Here is a 15,935-nt window from a genome sequence, read left to right as displayed (position 1 = left end):
ATGGTGCGGCGTGTCTGCCTGGCGACTGTACTGGGAGCTCGAGGCAGCCGATTGCGGACAGCGTCCAGAAAGGAAGTAGATATCGATTCGGTTCAGTCGTGCTTCGCTGGGGTGAACCTTGCAACGCGTGTTCGTCCGTTGGGTTTGTGCCACCGGCTGCCGATGGTGGCACAGTTTCGGCTCCTGACGTGCGGCCGCTTGGTCATGATGATGAGCGACCATCTATAAAAGTAGGCCTCAGTTTTCTTCGGGTAATCGCAGTAGTGCGGTAACCGCAAGATTCAACCTTTCGGAAAGGCCCTCTTCATCGAGTTTGCGGCGGATGCCAGAGCGTACCTTTTGGAAGCTTGGTCCCCTGAGGTTGATTGTTGTAGCAACACTTTCGCACTCTTTACAGAGTGAGACAATTTCCTCGTGGATGGTGTTTCCAGCTTCATAGGTCGGGATTGCGAGCCTCCACGGATATGTGTCGAAATGGCGGCCACCAAAAAGGCCAACGGATTGATACTCACGTACCAACTCGGTCGTGAGTGGTGCGTTAAGGATGCCTGTGAGATACCGAGCCTCTGAGATGCTCTTAACCGGTAGCCAATATAACGCGTGCTCCACGATAATCTCCTGCTGGGTGTACATCGCAGCCAAAGCCGTGCCGGAGGCTGTGTACAGCACTCGGAGTTTTGACCCCCGTAACTGCTTGGAAAGCTTGGATTGATAATCGATATTCTCTAGCAATGAGAGTTTGGACTGCCGAGTTTTCTTCGCTTCCCATTCAGCAGATGCCCGCTTCCACCATTCAGCTAGGCCAGGTGCGGCATCATCACGAATCTGTTGATCCTGTAATAATTTTCCGTTCTCGATAGGCAGGACTGCTGTCCAAGGTTCTAACAATTTGAACGGCGCGATGGTTGCCCCCAGATGCACAGGGTGTAGGTATTTTTCCTCTAATACTGCGGAAAGGCTAGGCGTACTTTTCCATGGCTCTTTCTCAAGAGAGGTGCGAAAAGACTGTACTTGCTTCTTGCCTCGGGTTAGCCCGAGTTTGCCGGTAGTTTCCCGTTCTTCTACGAAGAGCAGCATTCGAGGGAAGATAGTGGCGCCGTTTACGACAACTTTACGATATGGAGATGCAGCTCCTTCGGCTCCGTTTGCAGACAGGGAAACGAGTGGTTTCGAAGTAAAGGAAAGTGCTTTCTGTGTGGCTGTCCATCCCTTAAGATCACGCTTGCCTTCGACAACACACTTAGTAGATGGGAAGCCGTGTGACGGTTCCTCATTTTCAGTTGCCGGTTTGAGGTTTTTCTTGCCGAAGACAACCGCGCTAGGTACGGGGAAGAGGTCATTCTTTGGCCGAACGTTGGACAAATCCCAAGTTTCAGTGAATTCGCCGTAGAGACCGTTTCTCCAGTCACCTTTGCGAAGGCCGTCATATTGCATCCGGCTGAGTACCGCATACGGAGTTACGAAGGCGAAGCATCCACCATCTTTAAGGTATTTCTCGACGGAACGCACAAGAAATAGCCCTACTAAGTCTTGTTGAGTTGCGACGTTCGCGCCGTGCCAAAGGTTGCGTGCTTGTGAAAAAGCCTTGAACTGTTCCTGCATATCCTCGGTCATGTATCGATATGAAACCCAAGGTGGGTTTCCAACGAGCACGTCGACACGACGATTCTTCATGGAGAGCCAAAGCGGGCGCACCTGATTGCGGACAAAATAGCCCCAAATGGAGTCTCGGCCCTCGGCGTTCAGGGCGCAGAGTACGTCAAACGTCGTTGCCAACGTTTCTCGGTCGGCTGGGTCAGTGATGCCAAAAGAAGAGAGTACGGGGTCGATACTTGGTTTTGTGGCGTTAACATCGGCGCAAGTTTTCGCACGGTCGGTCATATCGGATACGAGCCGGTCGAAAGTGAGCGGGTCTTCGATGCCAGAAAGTGGGAATGCAAGAACGCGGCCAATGTCGAACAGGGTGGCCGCTCCGGTGCTCGCGGAGGTCAAGTCTACACCGTCAGTGCGTATTTTGATTTGAGTTTCATCGTGGTCCGCCGGTTGATACCACTGGACGGAGTCGCCAAGGTGTATGGGCACCCAAATATCGTCGCGTTCATCTTCGAGGCGGCTTCCGAGCGCAAGCAAGTAGGTGATGCGTGCAAGGGACACCGATACAGGGTGGATGTCGAGGCCGAAGACATGTTCTTGGACGTGGTTGAGGATGGAGCGGTTGTCCCAACCAGCAGCCTCGCCTGCACGGATCATACGACGAAGGAGATGGTAAATAAAGGTTCCTGAGCCGCAAGAAGGGTCAAGGGCACGCTGTTCGAGTGGTTTAGTGAGTGCTTTTTCGACGATGCCTTCAGCTAGCCAGTCTGGGGTGTAGTATTCGCCCGCACCCTTGCGGGTTTCAGCGTTGATGATTGATTCGTAAAGAATTTTCAAAACATCGTGCTCGGTCTGAGTCCAATCGAACATATTGATTCGGCGGATTACTTGACGGAGAAACTGTTTTCCTTCGGGCACTGCCAAGACCCAGTCGAAGAAGTCAGCCTCTACTACGTTGTAGATGCCAGAGTTGCGAAAGTACTCGCCGGTAAGCATAGAAGCCGGATCCTGAGATAGGTCAGCAAGGTTGATCCCCATGACAGCGTGTCCAATCGCGGCGGCCTCTATTGAAAGCAGAGTGTGGTCAAGGAAGAGGTTTTCTTTGTCTTCAAAGCCTGTGCCAAGCGCTGAACGCAAAAGGCGCGCCCACAGTTGGCGCTTAAGGTTCGTCGTGGGGTCGTTGGCAACCTTCCGGTACATACTTTGCAAAAAGGCCTTGTCCTGTGCATAGCCGGGAGATTCCGCGCCTAACGCGTCCTCAATGCTGTCGGGACGAGGTGGTACCTCTGCTGGCATAGCAAGTACGGCTTGGAGCCATGCGACTAGATCGGTGCCTTTGCTGGAGCTTGTCAGTTCAAACGAAGACAGCAAAGGGAATTTGCCGGAGTCTGGTTCTTTCTCGAACAACCACCAGGTCCGACCGTCCGACAAGATGCCGTTGTAACGAGATTTTGTCTGGTTCATCCGGGTTTCGACGTAGCCCTGCAACTGATTGATGTAATCGCTTGCTTCTTCTCGAGTAGAGAGGATGCGTTTGGTCTCTATTACTGTTGAACCCAAAGCGATGTCGATGCGCCGACGTGAGCCATCACCGAGTTGTTCTTCAAGATTAACGAGACTTGCAAGTGCTGTTTCTGCCGGACTCAGATCCGTGGCCGAAAGCAAAAGCATTTTAATGTCCGACTGAATGTCAGATTCAGTGCGGCCGAGGGTGCCAGGGTTGGCTAGCCGGTAGAGTAGATCAGAATCAATCGCCATGATGGCTAGTGTAATTCGGGCGCGTTATGCAGTCGGAATGCCCGGTCCAAAAGGGAATCCGGAAAGGACTAATGCAATAAAAGGTCCCACCCGGCGACACGCCGAACGGACACACCTTTCGCTACTTAACCCACTCTTTTGTCTATTAGCCCTCCAAAAAGCGATTGGGGTGAAAAGAAGGCAAAAAGTCCCGGACATCTCCGACACCGAAAAATGTGCCCCAGGTGAGACTCGAACTCACACTGGACGGGTTTTGAATCCGTTGCCTCTGCCAATTGGGCTACTGGGGCGACGTCAGGAGAGTATATAGCAGGGATACTCTCTGACGTGAATCGCGTGGTCACCGCACTAGAACAAGACGATGAACAAAGCGATAACAGAACTACGCGATAAACAGGAACGCGAAGATCACAGAAGCGATGGTGCCGGCAAGCATTGGCACCATAGTGCGGCGCACTAGGTCGATTGGGTTGACGTTGAGCGCACCCGCCACAATGATCACCGCGGCGTTGACCGGGGATCCTTGGCGCATCAGGTTGGATGCGGACCAAATGGAGGTCAGCATCTGCGGTGCGTGAATAGAGGTCTCAGCTGCCAGGCCCGGAACCATCTCAGAAAACGCGAAGTACGGAGCCACACCAGAGCCGGTCACCAGCGCCATAAGTGCGGTGGCGGCAACGAACACGATCACCATAAGTACCGCGGCACCGGAGGACTTCTGTGCCAGGTTGGTCAGGCCCTCAATCACGCCCATCTGCGTGATGCCCTCAACCAGGACAGCTGCGGCAACAATCAGGGCAACAACGCCTGCGGCAGCTTCACCAAGTCCAGCGAAGAACTCTTTCAGAGAATCCACGGCGTAGTTGATGTTCTTCAAGCGGATTGCCTCAATGATCATGGTCAGCATCAAAGACACCATGGTCACCGGCAGGATGTCAGCCTCAAAGCTGATCAGGTCCATGCGGTTGAGGATCGCGGAAACAATGATCAGCACCAGCGGCAACAGTGGCAGCACTGCGTAGAAACCAGGCAGGCCCTCGGCGCGCTCCACGGCCTCGCGTACGCGGCGATCAGACTCGGACTCTTGGAGTTCGGGGGCGTCGGTGGCGTCGTCAAGCGGTAAAGCTCCTGCCTTAGCCGAAAGCTCTGCCTGTTTCTTGGCTGCATCCTTGATGTCACACCGACGCTGCCACCACATGTGCGTAAACGCAATCACGATCAGGGCGGGGATGGTGGACTTGGCCACGTTGTCAAAGACAAACTCCGTGACAGTCATGTCTGTGAGTGCCGCACCCTGGATCAGACCTGCCTCCAGAGGAGACGGCGCGATGGTCGACGAGGTCACGATAATCGCGCCCACCGTCAGCGGGGACAGGCCAGCGGCAATGAGTGCCGGCATGAGCGTTGCCACCAACAGCAATGACAGTGCGGACGCGGACGGCACGACCAATGAGAGCAACGTGCCAACGAGGAAGCCGAGTGGTACGAGCCAGTAGGAGCCGTGGAACCTGCGCAGCGGCTTGGACAGTGCAACCACCGTCTTCGCATCGGCGCCGATGTGGCGCATGTAGCCCACGAAACCGAACAGCACCATAATCGCCATGCCGGTGCCGGCGTAGCGGGACTTGAACAAAGACTCAATGATCAACAACTCGTCATAAAACGCGTTGCCGGACGGATCGAACTTTGCACTGGAGTACTCAATGCGGCCAGTGGCAGCCGCGATCATGAGAAGCAACACGCCAACCGCGAAGATTGCGGACGCGGCATGCACCTTCTTAAAAATGAAATAGCCGACAGCCGCAATCGCAGCCACGGCAAGCAGGATGTAAAACATCTACAGTTTCCCTACACTTAGTCTGGTAATGCGCTGTTAAACCTATAACGGCATGCACCTGATCGCGGAACTCAAAGCGACGAAAACTATAGATGTGTGAAGGAACTCACCGTGTCCAATAATGCATGGGGACAACACCCTCGGCAGCCATATGTAGCCCAGGCCGCACAGGGGCCACAGTCTGGTGGTCAGCCTGGTTTTGGGCCGAGTGGTCAGCCTGGCGTATCGGGCGGGAGTGCGCAGAGGAAGCGCGGACTGAACCCGGAGGCCTTACAGAAGGTTTTCCCGGTTGGCATGGTCACGCTGTTCCTGCTGACTATCGCTTCGGGCTTCCTGCGCTACCACACACTGACCGGATCGCTGTTGGGTGATGAGTTCTTCACAGTTCGAAACCTGTACGGATATAAAAAGTACGTTGACTCAGATGGCCTCACCGAAACAGGCTTTGACTTCAAGATGACAATGCAGGGGGAGACGTTCAACCACTGGACAGCGATCCCACTCGCGGCAGCAGGCGTGCTCGGCTTGTACCTGACTGCGGTAATCCTTACTCGGAGCGCTCGCTCATGGTGGGCCACACCAGTCTTTGGGTTGGTCGCCTCGCTTACTCAGTTCTTCTGGGTGATGCATCTGGCTAACTTCAAAGTGAAATGGATATTTGATGATGCAGACGTCGAGCGGAAGTTCGACTTGTTTGGTGAAACCGAGTTCACCATTGGGCTCGGCGTCTGGTGCTGGATGGCGTTAGGTCTTATTGGAGCCGCAATCAGCGTGTTCGAGCTGATACGGATGCGGCGCAATGGCCAAGCGCAGGCGCTTTTCGGCCCTGTTGCTCCGGCTTCCAAACACTGGATCATGATGGCTGCAGCAGCCGTAGCTACCTTGCTGTTTGCCCTGCTTGCTCAGGATGCGGCGCGAGCAACGGCAAGCAGGTGGAACCCAACGTGGTTTTACGGCTTTGCCTACTGGGCGTTCATTGTCTCGATTGGTGTTGCGGTTCTGGTTGGGTTGCTGAAGCGGTGGACGCTGGCGTGGGTAATCACCGCAATTGTTTCCTGGTGGTTGTTCGCATGGTTCTTCATCAGTGACATTCAGACGGAAAACGCACTGTGGCAGAACAACCCAGGAGGCGTTGCGGTGTGGGTCATCTGCGCACTGATTGGCATCATCGCTTCTGCACGCGGATTGCGTCTGGCAACGCGTTCGCCGCAGCCGCCGGCTCAACCTAAGAAACCAGCCCAGCAGCAGCAAACCTGGGGATCACCGCAGCCACAGCAAACCTGGGGTTCGCTGCAACCGCAGCAACCACAGCCGTGGGGCTCACCGCAGCAGCGCCCTTCACAAGGGCCGTTTAGCCGCTAAGATCTCGTCTACACTGCAACAAACCTCGGGCCCACACGAGAGGCGGAACGCATGGCAGTAATCACTGAAAACACAGAAGAGACCGTGGAGCTGCAAGACGGTCAGATCCAGCGAACTTGGATCGTCGCGGATCGCGGTGAGCGCCCGGCCACGCGCGGCTGGTTCCACGTCGGCGCGGCCTTCGGCTTTGCCATTGCTGCAGCGGTCCTGATTACGTTTGCGTGGATGACCTTGCCGTGGCTGCCCGCACTTGGGGTAACGGTCTACGGTGCGGGCCTGATCACGCTGTTCGGCGTTTCCGCGATGTATCACCGCTGGCCGTGGCGCTCTGCAAGTGCGGTGCAGTGGTGGCGCCGTGCTGATCACGCAACGATTGCCGTCTTCATCGCCGCTACGTATACGCCCTTGTGCCTCATCTTGTTTCCGCCGCGTACGGCCGGCATCATGTTGGCGGTGGCATGGGTGGGCGCGATTGCTGGCGCGATTTTGAACCTGGTGTGGATTGACCACCCGCGCTGGCTAGATGTGGTGGTCTACGTGGCGCTCGGCTGGATTATCGTGCCGTTGGCGCCCGCGCTGTGGGCAATGGGCGGCATCATTCAAGCGGTGTTCATCCTGCTGCTGATCGGCGGCATTATCTACACCCTCGGCGCGGTGGTGTACGGCTTCAAGTGGCCGGGACGTTCAGCACGCATCTATGGCTACCACGAGCACTTTCATACCGCGACGATCGTGGCGGCCATCCTGCATTTGGTGGCTATCTGGATAGTGGTGGTCTACGCCGGGTAGCTTGGAGGCCGTGAGACGCCTTTTGCTTATCGACGGCCACTCGATGGCCTTCCGTGCCTTCTACGCGCTGCCCGTGGAGAATTTCTCCACGACAGGCGGCCAACACACCAACGCGGTCTACGGGTTTCTATCCATGCTGGCCAACATTGTGGCGGAGGAAAAACCCAGCCACATGGCGGTGGCGTTTGACGTGGGCCGCAAGACGTTCCGCACGGAGCGTTTCCCGGAGTACAAGGCACAGCGTGAATCCGCGCCGCCGGAGTTCAAGGGCCAGGTGCCGATTATTGAGGACGTGCTGGAAACACTTGGCATTGTCACCTTGAGCAAGGAGAACTTCGAGGCCGACGATATCGTGGCCACGCTGGTGACTGAAGCCCGCGCCGAGGGGGATTTTGAGATCGTCTTGGTCAGTGGTGACCGTGATTACATCCAGCTTGTGGACGATTCGACGACGCTTTTGTATCCCACCCGCGGCGTGTCCACCCTGACGCGCTTTACCCCGGGCGAGGTAGTGAGTAAGTACGGGCTGACGCCTGCGCAGTACCCGGATTACGCGGCCTTGCGTGGAGACCCGAGCGATAACCTGCCGGGCATTCCCAAGGTGGGGGAGAAGACCGCGCTGAAGTGGATCACGCAGTACGAAACCCTTGAGGGCTTGATTGCCAATGCCGAGGAGATCGGCGGCGTTGTCGGCCAGAATTTCCGCGAGCGCATTGATCAGGTGCGCCTTAACCGCGAGCTGACCCAGATGGTCACCGACGTGGAGCTTCCCGTAGGCCCGGAGAATCTGGAGCTTCAGCCTGTCGACGTCGGCGATGTCGCCCAGAAATTCGACGATCTCGAATTCGGCGCGAACCTGCGCGAGCGCGTGCTCGCCGTCGTAGAAACCACCGGCGACGCTTCGGCAGATGCTGCTGATCGGGTGGTGGAGTTGGATGACGTGGTCGTCGAGAAGGATGCCCTGGATGCGTGGCTGCAAGCGCGCGAGGGTGAGGGCCTGGCGCTCTACCTGACTGGTACTGCGACACCTGCAGGTGGTGACTGTGGTGGGTTGGCGATTGTGGATAAGCAGCGCCACGCCGTAACCCGCGAAACCAGCGAGCTGACCCCGGCTGAGGACGCGGCGCTGAAGGCGTGGATTGAGTCCGATTCGCCGAAGTACCTGCACGAGGCGAAGGCCGCCTTCCACATGCTCAAGGGCCGCGGCATGACGCTGCGTGGCATTGCGCATGACACGGCCATTGCCGCCTACCTGCTGCGTCCCGGTCAGCGTACCTATGCGCTGGAGGATGTCTACCAGCGCCACCTCAAAAAGCAGCTCACGCTTGGTGGGGACCAGCTGAGCCTGCTGGGAGATACCTCGCTGACCGATGCTGCGGCGGCAATCATGGAGCTTGCGGCGGCCCTGTCGGTGCAGCTGACAGAGATTGATTCCTACGAGCTCTACACCGACCTTGAGCTGCCGCTGGTTACTGTGCTGGCGGAAATGGAGCATGCTGGCATCGCCGTCGACTTGGACGTGCTTGAAGGGCTACGCAAGGACTACACCCACAAGGTGGCCCAGGTGGAGGAGGAGGCGCGTCAGCTTGTAGACGAGCCGACGCTGAACCTTTCCAGCCCCAAGCAGCTGTCCGTGGTGCTGTTTGAAAAGCTACAGCTGCCGAAGACGAAGAAGACCAAGACCGGCTACTCCACGGCAGCTGGTGAGATTGAGGCACTGGCGGAGAAGAACCCGCACCCGTTCCTGGACCACCTGCTGGCACACCGTGAGTACCAGAAGATGAAGACCACCATTGAGGGTCTGATCAAGACGGTGCAGGCGGATGGGCGTATTCACACCACGTTTAACCAGACGGTGACGTCAACTGGCCGTTTGAGCTCCGCGGAGCCGAACTTGCAGAACATTCCGGTGCGCACGGATGCGGGCCGGGTCATCCGCTCCGCCTTTGTGGTTGGTGAGGGCTACGACTGCCTGCTGACTGCGGACTACAGCCAGATCGAGATGCGTGTGATGGCGCACTTAAGCCAGGACGCTGGCCTGATTGAGGCGTATAAGGCAGGCGAAGACCTGCACAACTTTGTGGGCTCGCGAGTCTTCGAGGTACCTATTGATCAGGTCACACCTGAACTACGCCGCCGTGTCAAGGCGATGAGCTATGGCCTAGTCTACGGGTTGTCCGCCTATGGCCTGTCCAACCAGCTGGGGATTCCTGCGGGTGAGGCGAAGCAGATTATGGAGAGCTACTTCGTGCGCTTCGGCGGCGTTAAGCGCTACTTGGATGAGGTGGTGGAGCAGGCGCGGCGTGACGGCTACACGTCTACCATCTTCGGTCGCCGCCGTTACCTGCCAGAGCTGAACTCCGATAACCGCGTCGCCCGAGAAAACGCTGAGCGTGCTGCGTTGAACGCGCCGATCCAGGGCACGGCCGCCGACATTATTAAGGTGGCCATGCTGCGTGTGGACGCTGCGCTTGCCACCAAGCGCTCCCGCGTCCTGCTTCAGGTCCACGATGAACTGGTTGTGGAGGTAGCGCCCGGGGAGTTGGACGAGGTACGCGAGATTGTGGAGCGTGAAATGGACGACGCAATCGAACTGCTGGTGCCGCTTGAGGTTTCCGCTGGTACGGGCAAAAACTGGGACGAAGCAGCGCACTAGCCCGCCTATCGCTGTTCCTTCTCCTTCTTTGCAAAGCTTGCCTTTGCAAAGGGAGCGGGTGGCTGGAATTAGTTTCGTTGGTGACCAGCCACCCGCTCCGGAAACGGCATCCCCGTCTGCCGCGACCCCGCCCGTTTTCTGTTGAGTTGGTATTAAGTTGTTCCTCTTCCCCCTAGAGGGTGCTTTCCCTAAGTGGAGGGATAGCCGTGAATTAACTTAACAGAGGCTAAGGGATAAGCTGGGATTAAATTCACGGGGGTGTAAAAATGGGGGTAGTTAGCTAGCCAAAAATGCTACGAAAATGGCGGTGCCTGGGAAGATTGCGCCGCGCTTGGGGGACCATTGGCCCCAGGTGATGTTCAGGTTGGCAGGCCATTCGGGCTCGACGACGTCCGCGAGCCAAAAGCCAGCTTGCCCAAGAGCGCGAACCCAGTCGCCGAAGGTGCGGTGGTATTCCGCGTATGTCAGTTCCCCCTGATCGTTGTGTTCAAGGTATTCGCGTTCAAAGTAGCTAATCTCCGCAGTTAGCTCGTCCGGGTCGTCTGGGAAGACCCAGCGCATCGGATGGTTGACGGAAAACACGAAGCGTCCACCCGGGGCGAGTACGCGCGCGATCTCCTCGAAGGCCGTATTGATGTCGGCGACAAACGGCAGCGCACCAAATGCGGAGAAGGCAACGTCAAAGCTGTGATCGCGGTAGGGAAGTGCCAGAACATCGGCCTGTGTAAGTGGCGCGGGGCCGCTCGCTCGGGAAAGCATGCCTGCCGAAATGTCAAAGCCTGTCACCAGGCGGGCGCCCGTATTCTGCGCCAACCAATTGGCGCACGGGGCACTGCCGCAACCGATTTCTAGGATGGTGGCGCCGGAGACGTCGCCAAGCAAACGGCCCTCTTGCTCCGAGAGCATTTCTGGGCACCAATAGAAGCCGTTGAGGTACTCGGGGTGGGCGTCGTGATAGCGCTGGGCGTCACTGTCCCAATGGTGTCTGTTTGCTTGCGATGGAGTGGTCATAATCATTTGCTTTAGCTGGGTAAAGGCAGTATTGTTGGGCGAGCGTGTCGCAGCGTCGGGGCGAGTGGTGCCGTAAATAGGAGGGCCTGCCCGTCAACGCCGTGAGATCAAAACCCAACTTAAGCACGTGCTTCCGGTTTTTGAAAGACATGCCCATGTACATTTCGACCTCCTATTTTTCGGAGCACATACACATATGCGCACTTCCAACGCACCCCAGGTAGCCATCAATGACATCGGTGGCCCTGAGGAATTTCTCGCCGCAGTGGACGAGACCATCAAGTACTTCAACGATGGCGATATCGTCACCGGCACCGTTGTTAAGGTTGACCACGATGAGGTCCTCCTCGACATCGGCTACAAGACTGAGGGCATCATCCTCACCCGCGAGCTGTCCATCAAGCACGACGTTGACCCGGAAGACGTGGTCGAGGTCGGCGATGAGATCGACGCACTTGTCCTGACAAAGGAGGACAAGGAAGGCCGCCTGATGCTGTCCAAGAAGCGCGCTCAGTACGAGCGTGCTTGGGGCACCATCGAGGAGCTGCAGGCCAACGACCAGCCGGTTACCGGTACGGTCATCGAGGTTGTCAAGGGCGGTCTCATTCTGGACATCGGCCTGCGCGGCTTCCTGCCGGCATCGCTGGTGGAGATGCGCCGCGTGCGCGACCTGGATCCGTACATCGGCCAGGAGCTCGAGGCAAAGATCATCGAGCTGGACAAGCACCGCAACAACGTGGTGCTGTCCCGCCGCGCTTACCTGGAGGAGACCCAGTCTGCGGTCCGCTCCGACTTCCTGCACCAGCTGCAGAAGGGCCAGGTGCGCAAGGGTGTCGTTTCCTCCATCGTCAACTTCGGCGCATTCGTCGATCTTGGCGGTGTTGACGGCCTGGTTCACGTATCCGAGCTGTCCTGGAAGCACATCGACCACCCGTCTGAGGTTGTCACCGTGGGCGACGAGGTCACCGTTGAGGTGCTCGACGTTGATCTGGACCGCGAGCGCGTGTCCCTGTCCCTGAAGGCAACCCAGGAAGATCCGTGGCGCGTGTTCGCCCGCACCCACGCTGTGGGCCAGATCGTTCCGGGCAAGGTTACCAAGCTCGTTCCGTTCGGCGCGTTCGTTCGCGTCGAGGAGGGCATCGAGGGTCTGGTACACATCTCCGAGCTGGCTCAGCGCCACGTGGAGGTGCCGGACCAGGTTGTCACCGTTGGCCAGGAAGTTATGGTCAAGGTCATCGATATCGACCTCGAGCGTCGTCGTATCTCCCTGTCCCTCAAGCAGGCTGACGAGGATTATGCAGAAGAGTTCGATCCGTCTCGCTACGGCATGGCCGACTCTTACGACGAGCAGGGCAACTACATCTTCCCGGAGGGCTTCGACCCGGAGACCAACGAGTGGATGGAAGGCTTCGAGGAAGCTCGCCAGGAGTGGGAGGCACGCTACGCAGAGGCAGAGCGTCGCTTCCAGGCTCACACCGCTCAGATCGAGCGTCACCGCGCTGCAGCTGCAGAGGCAGCAGAGCAGGGTGGCTCCGACTACTCCTCTGAGTCCAACTACTCCTCCGAGTCTGGTGCTGACGCTCCGGCAGCATCCGAGTCTGAGGGTGGTTCCCTGGCTTCCGACGAGCAGCTCGCTGCTCTGCGCGAGAAGCTCGCTGGCAACTAAGAGCTAGAACAACGACGGCCCGCCTGCCCCAACCGGGGTGCGGGCCGTTTTGTTATGTTCGGAAACTATGAAACGCATTGGACTCACCGGCGGTATCGGCAGCGGCAAATCCACGGTTGCCGGCTTGCTGCAGGATGCAGGGCTTCCGCTTGTCGACGCTGACGCTATCGCCCGCACCATCATGGAACCAGGTTCCCCCGTACTCGCCGAGGTAGCGCAAGAGTTCGGCGACGATCTCATTGGCCCAGACGGCACACTCAACCGCGCGGAGCTGGCCCGCCGTGCGTTTGCCACCGAGGAAGCCACGCAGCGTTTGAACGCGATTACCCACCCGGCGATCCGGGCAGAAGCCGAGCGCCAATTCACCGAACACGAGGCCGCGGGCGCGCAGGCTGCGGTCTATGACATGCCATTACTTGTAGACCTTGGCCTGCACAACGATATGGACCTCACCGTGGTGGTCAACGTGGACGTAGATGAGCGGGTGCGCCGCCTCGTGTCCTCGCGCGGGCTCGATGAGGCCGATGCCCGGGCGCGCATCGCCCGCCAGATTGACGACGCCACACGTCTTGCCGCCGCCGACGTTGTCATTGACAACAACGGCCCGGTCGAAGCACTCGCGCCGCAGGTGGAAAAGGTACTTGCACGAATTCGCTCGTAGCTGACAGTTCCTAACCGACCAGGCGCGTGACCTAAGAGCGTGACCTAAGAGTTCTCGTGTTAGCCCGATGACGTTCACCAAAGGTATAGGGGTTGTTAACCTTAGCCCTTTAGTGTGACACGGCATGGGTACCTGGGATACAGGGCCGTTTGATAATGACTCGGCCGCAGACGTCGTGGCAGCACTTGCCAACGGCACGTTTCGCATGGACCAGTTCCGCTTCAACTGTTCCCGCAGCCCGCTCAACGCCGAGGAAGCCGAGCTGATCATTGCGCTTGCCGCTGTGCTCAACGGGCACGTGCCGGAAGAGCATGCTGAGGCGGTCGCGCGTTTCCCGTTTAGTGCGGATGACCGGAGATGGATCCGTCGTAACGCAGCTGAAGTGCTCAAACCTGGCAGCTCTGAACTCTATGCCCTGTGGCAGGAAAACGGCGAGCTCGACGAGTGGTTGGCTGCCGCGCGCAAGTTTGCGTCGTAGGGCCGTAGACTGGCCTGCATGGCTTTTGCTGCTGAACATCCTGTCCTTGCGCAGTCTGAGTTTCGCCCGGTGGGTGAAATTGAGCGTCGTGAAAAACCGTTCGAGGTTATCTCTGAGTATGAGCCCTCGGGCGATCAGCCTTCGGCGATCAAGGAGTTGGACGAGCGCCTGCGGCGTGGCGAGGAAGACGTGGTGCTCATGGGTGCCACGGGTACCGGTAAGTCCGCTACCGCTGCGTGGCTGATTGAGAAGCAACAGCGCCCAACGTTGGTGATGGCCCCGAACAAGACGCTGGCCGCACAGTTGGCCAATGAGCTTCGCCAGCTGCTGCCCAATAACGCCGTGGAGTATTTCGTCTCGTACTACGACTACTACCAGCCAGAGGCCTACATAGCGCAGACGGATACCTACATTGAGAAAGACTCTTCGATTAATGATGACGTGGAGCGTCTGCGCCACTCGGCCACCTCGGCGCTGTTGAGCCGCCGTGACGTTGTGGTGGTTGCCTCCGTCTCCTGCATCTACGGTCTGGGTACGCCGCAGTCCTACCTGGATCGTTCGATTGTGCTGCAGGTAGGCGAGGAGGTGGAGCGCGACCGCTTCCTGCGCTTGCTTGTAGACGTGCAGTATGAGCGCAATGACGTGGACTTCAAACGCGGCACCTTCCGTGTCAAGGGCGACACCGTGGACATCATTCCCGCCTACGAAGAGGTGGCGGTGCGTGTGGAGTTCTTCGGCGATGAGATTGACACGCTCTACTACATCCACCCGCTCACGGGTGATGTGATCAGCCAGGAAGAAGAGGTGCGTATCTTCCCGGCCACGCACTACGTGGCTACGGATGAGCGCATGGAGAAAGCTATCGAGGCGATCAAGGAGGAGCTGGCGGACCGGCTTGAAGAGCTGGAGAACAAGGGCAAGTTGCTCGAAGCCCAGCGCCTTCGCATGCGCACTGAGTATGACCTGGAGATGATCCAGCAGGTGGGCTTCTGCTCCGGCATTGAGAACTATTCGCGCCACATGGACGGCCGGCCCGCGGGCTCTGCGCCGGCGACGCTGATTGATTACTTCCCGGAAGACTTCCTGACCATCATCGATGAGTCCCACGTGACCGTGCCTCAGATCGGCGGCATGTTTGAGGGCGACATGTCACGCAAGCGCAACCTGGTGGAGTTCGGTTTCCGTTTGCCGTCGGCAGTAGACAACCGCCCCCTGACGTTTGATGAGTTTGAGGCCCGCGTGGGCCAGACTGTCTACATGTCCGCAACGCCGGGGGACTACGAGCTTGAAGCCTCCGGTGGCGAGTTTGTGGAGCAAGTCATTCGCCCAACTGGCCTGGTGGATCCGAAGGTGAGCGTGCGCCCAACCAAGGGCCAGATCGATGACCTGATCCATGAGATCCGCCTGCGCGTGGAGAAGAACGAGCGCGTGTTGGTGACCACGCTGACCAAGCGCATGGCCGAGGATCTGACGGATTACTTCCTAGATAACGGCATTAAGGTGCGCTACCTGCACTCGGACATTGACACCTTGCAGCGCGTCGAGCTGCTGCGCCAGCTGCGCCTTGGTGAGTTCGACGTGCTGGTGGGTATCAACCTTCTGCGCGAGGGCCTCGACCTGCCGGAGGTCTCGCTCGTGGCAATCCTGGACGCGGACAAGGAGGGCTTCCTGCGCTCCACGAAGTCGCTGATCCAGACCATCGGCCGCGCCGCACGTAACGTCTCTGGCGAGGTCATCATGTATGCCGACAACATCACCGACTCCATGCAGGCGGCGATTGAAGAGACGGAGCGTCGCCGCGAAAAGCAGATCGCCTACAACAAGGAGCACGGCATCGACCCGCAGCCGCTGCGTAAGGCCATCGCCGACATTCTGGACCAGGTCTACGAGAACACCGATGCAGACACCCGCGGTGGGGAAGCAGCCATTGTGGAGCGACCCGATGTGTCCACCATGGCTTCCGATGAGCTTCAGCAGCTTATCGACGATCTGACGAACCAAATGGGTGAAGCCGCCCGCGAGCTGAAGTTCGAACTTGCCGGACGCTTGCGTGATGAGATCGCGGATCTGCGCAAGGAGCTGCGTGGTATGAAAGAGTCAGGAAATTAACGTTGCACGTTTCAA

Annotated in this window: 10 protein-coding genes and 1 tRNA gene; 7 read left to right on the top strand and 4 right to left on the bottom strand. The window is 58.1% G+C overall.

Annotated features, from left to right (window positions below; all coding sequences use genetic code 11):
• Positions 1-237: 237 nt before the first annotated feature.
• The 3 genes from AK829_RS04030 to dcuC form a co-directional block, all read right to left on the bottom strand.
• Positions 238-3,351: an N-6 DNA methylase gene (locus tag AK829_RS04030; RefSeq protein WP_052204485.1), complete on the bottom strand. Its 3,114-nt coding sequence runs from the start codon at positions 3,349-3,351 to the stop codon at positions 238-240.
• A 216-nt stretch (positions 3,352-3,567) separates the two neighbouring features.
• Positions 3,568-3,641, bottom strand: a tRNA-Leu gene (locus AK829_RS04025).
• A gap of 92 nt (positions 3,642-3,733) precedes the next feature.
• On the bottom strand, positions 3,734-5,188 hold the full coding sequence (dcuC, locus tag AK829_RS04020) for a C4-dicarboxylate transporter DcuC (protein WP_052204484.1): 1,455 nt from the start codon (positions 5,186-5,188) through the stop codon (positions 3,734-3,736).
• A gap of 294 nt (positions 5,189-5,482) precedes the next feature.
• Between dcuC and AK829_RS04015 the strand changes: the two genes are divergently transcribed.
• Genes AK829_RS04015 through polA form a run of 3 tightly spaced genes read left to right on the top strand, consistent with a single transcriptional unit; the run spans position 5,483 to position 9,995 of the window.
• Entirely contained in the window at positions 5,483-6,550 is a 1,068-nt protein-coding gene (locus tag AK829_RS04015) for a hypothetical protein (RefSeq protein ID WP_052204482.1), read from the top strand.
• 51 nt (positions 6,551-6,601) lie between these two features.
• A complete protein-coding gene (trhA, locus tag AK829_RS04010) occupies positions 6,602-7,339 on the top strand; it encodes a PAQR family membrane homeostasis protein TrhA (protein WP_052204480.1) in 738 nt (245 codons plus the stop codon).
• Positions 7,340-7,349: 10 nt separating this feature from the next.
• Positions 7,350-9,995: a DNA polymerase I gene (polA, locus tag AK829_RS04005; protein ID WP_408606275.1), complete on the top strand. Its 2,646-nt coding sequence runs from the start codon at positions 7,350-7,352 to the stop codon at positions 9,993-9,995.
• Between the two features lie 276 nt (positions 9,996-10,271).
• Here polA and AK829_RS04000 read toward each other — a convergent pair whose 3' ends face one another.
• The gene (locus AK829_RS04000) at positions 10,272-11,006 is read right to left on the bottom strand and encodes a class I SAM-dependent methyltransferase (protein WP_052204479.1); all 735 of its coding nucleotides are present in this window, start codon (positions 11,004-11,006) and stop codon (positions 10,272-10,274) included.
• Between the two features lie 196 nt (positions 11,007-11,202).
• Between AK829_RS04000 and rpsA the strand changes: the two genes are divergently transcribed.
• From rpsA to uvrB, 4 genes are all read left to right on the top strand, one after another.
• Positions 11,203-12,672, top strand: a complete 1,470-nt coding sequence (gene rpsA, locus AK829_RS03995) for a 30S ribosomal protein S1 (protein ID WP_052204477.1) — start codon at positions 11,203-11,205, stop codon at positions 12,670-12,672.
• A 67-nt stretch (positions 12,673-12,739) separates the two neighbouring features.
• The gene (coaE, locus tag AK829_RS03990) at positions 12,740-13,333 is read left to right on the top strand and encodes a dephospho-CoA kinase (RefSeq protein ID WP_052204475.1); all 594 of its coding nucleotides are present in this window, start codon (positions 12,740-12,742) and stop codon (positions 13,331-13,333) included.
• 124 nt (positions 13,334-13,457) lie between these two features.
• Positions 13,458-13,811, top strand: coding sequence for a DUF4259 domain-containing protein (locus tag AK829_RS03985; RefSeq protein ID WP_052204474.1), 354 nt, complete (start codon positions 13,458-13,460; stop codon positions 13,809-13,811).
• Between the two features lie 18 nt (positions 13,812-13,829).
• Entirely contained in the window at positions 13,830-15,920 is a 2,091-nt protein-coding gene (gene uvrB, locus AK829_RS03980) for an excinuclease ABC subunit UvrB (protein ID WP_052204472.1), read from the top strand.
• Positions 15,921-15,935: the final 15 nt, after the last annotated feature.

It is taken from the genome of Corynebacterium riegelii, assembly GCF_001263755.1.
Classification (GTDB): Bacteria; Actinomycetota; Actinomycetes; order Mycobacteriales; family Mycobacteriaceae; genus Corynebacterium; species Corynebacterium riegelii.
This window is presented reverse-complemented; position numbering and strand designations above follow the sequence as displayed.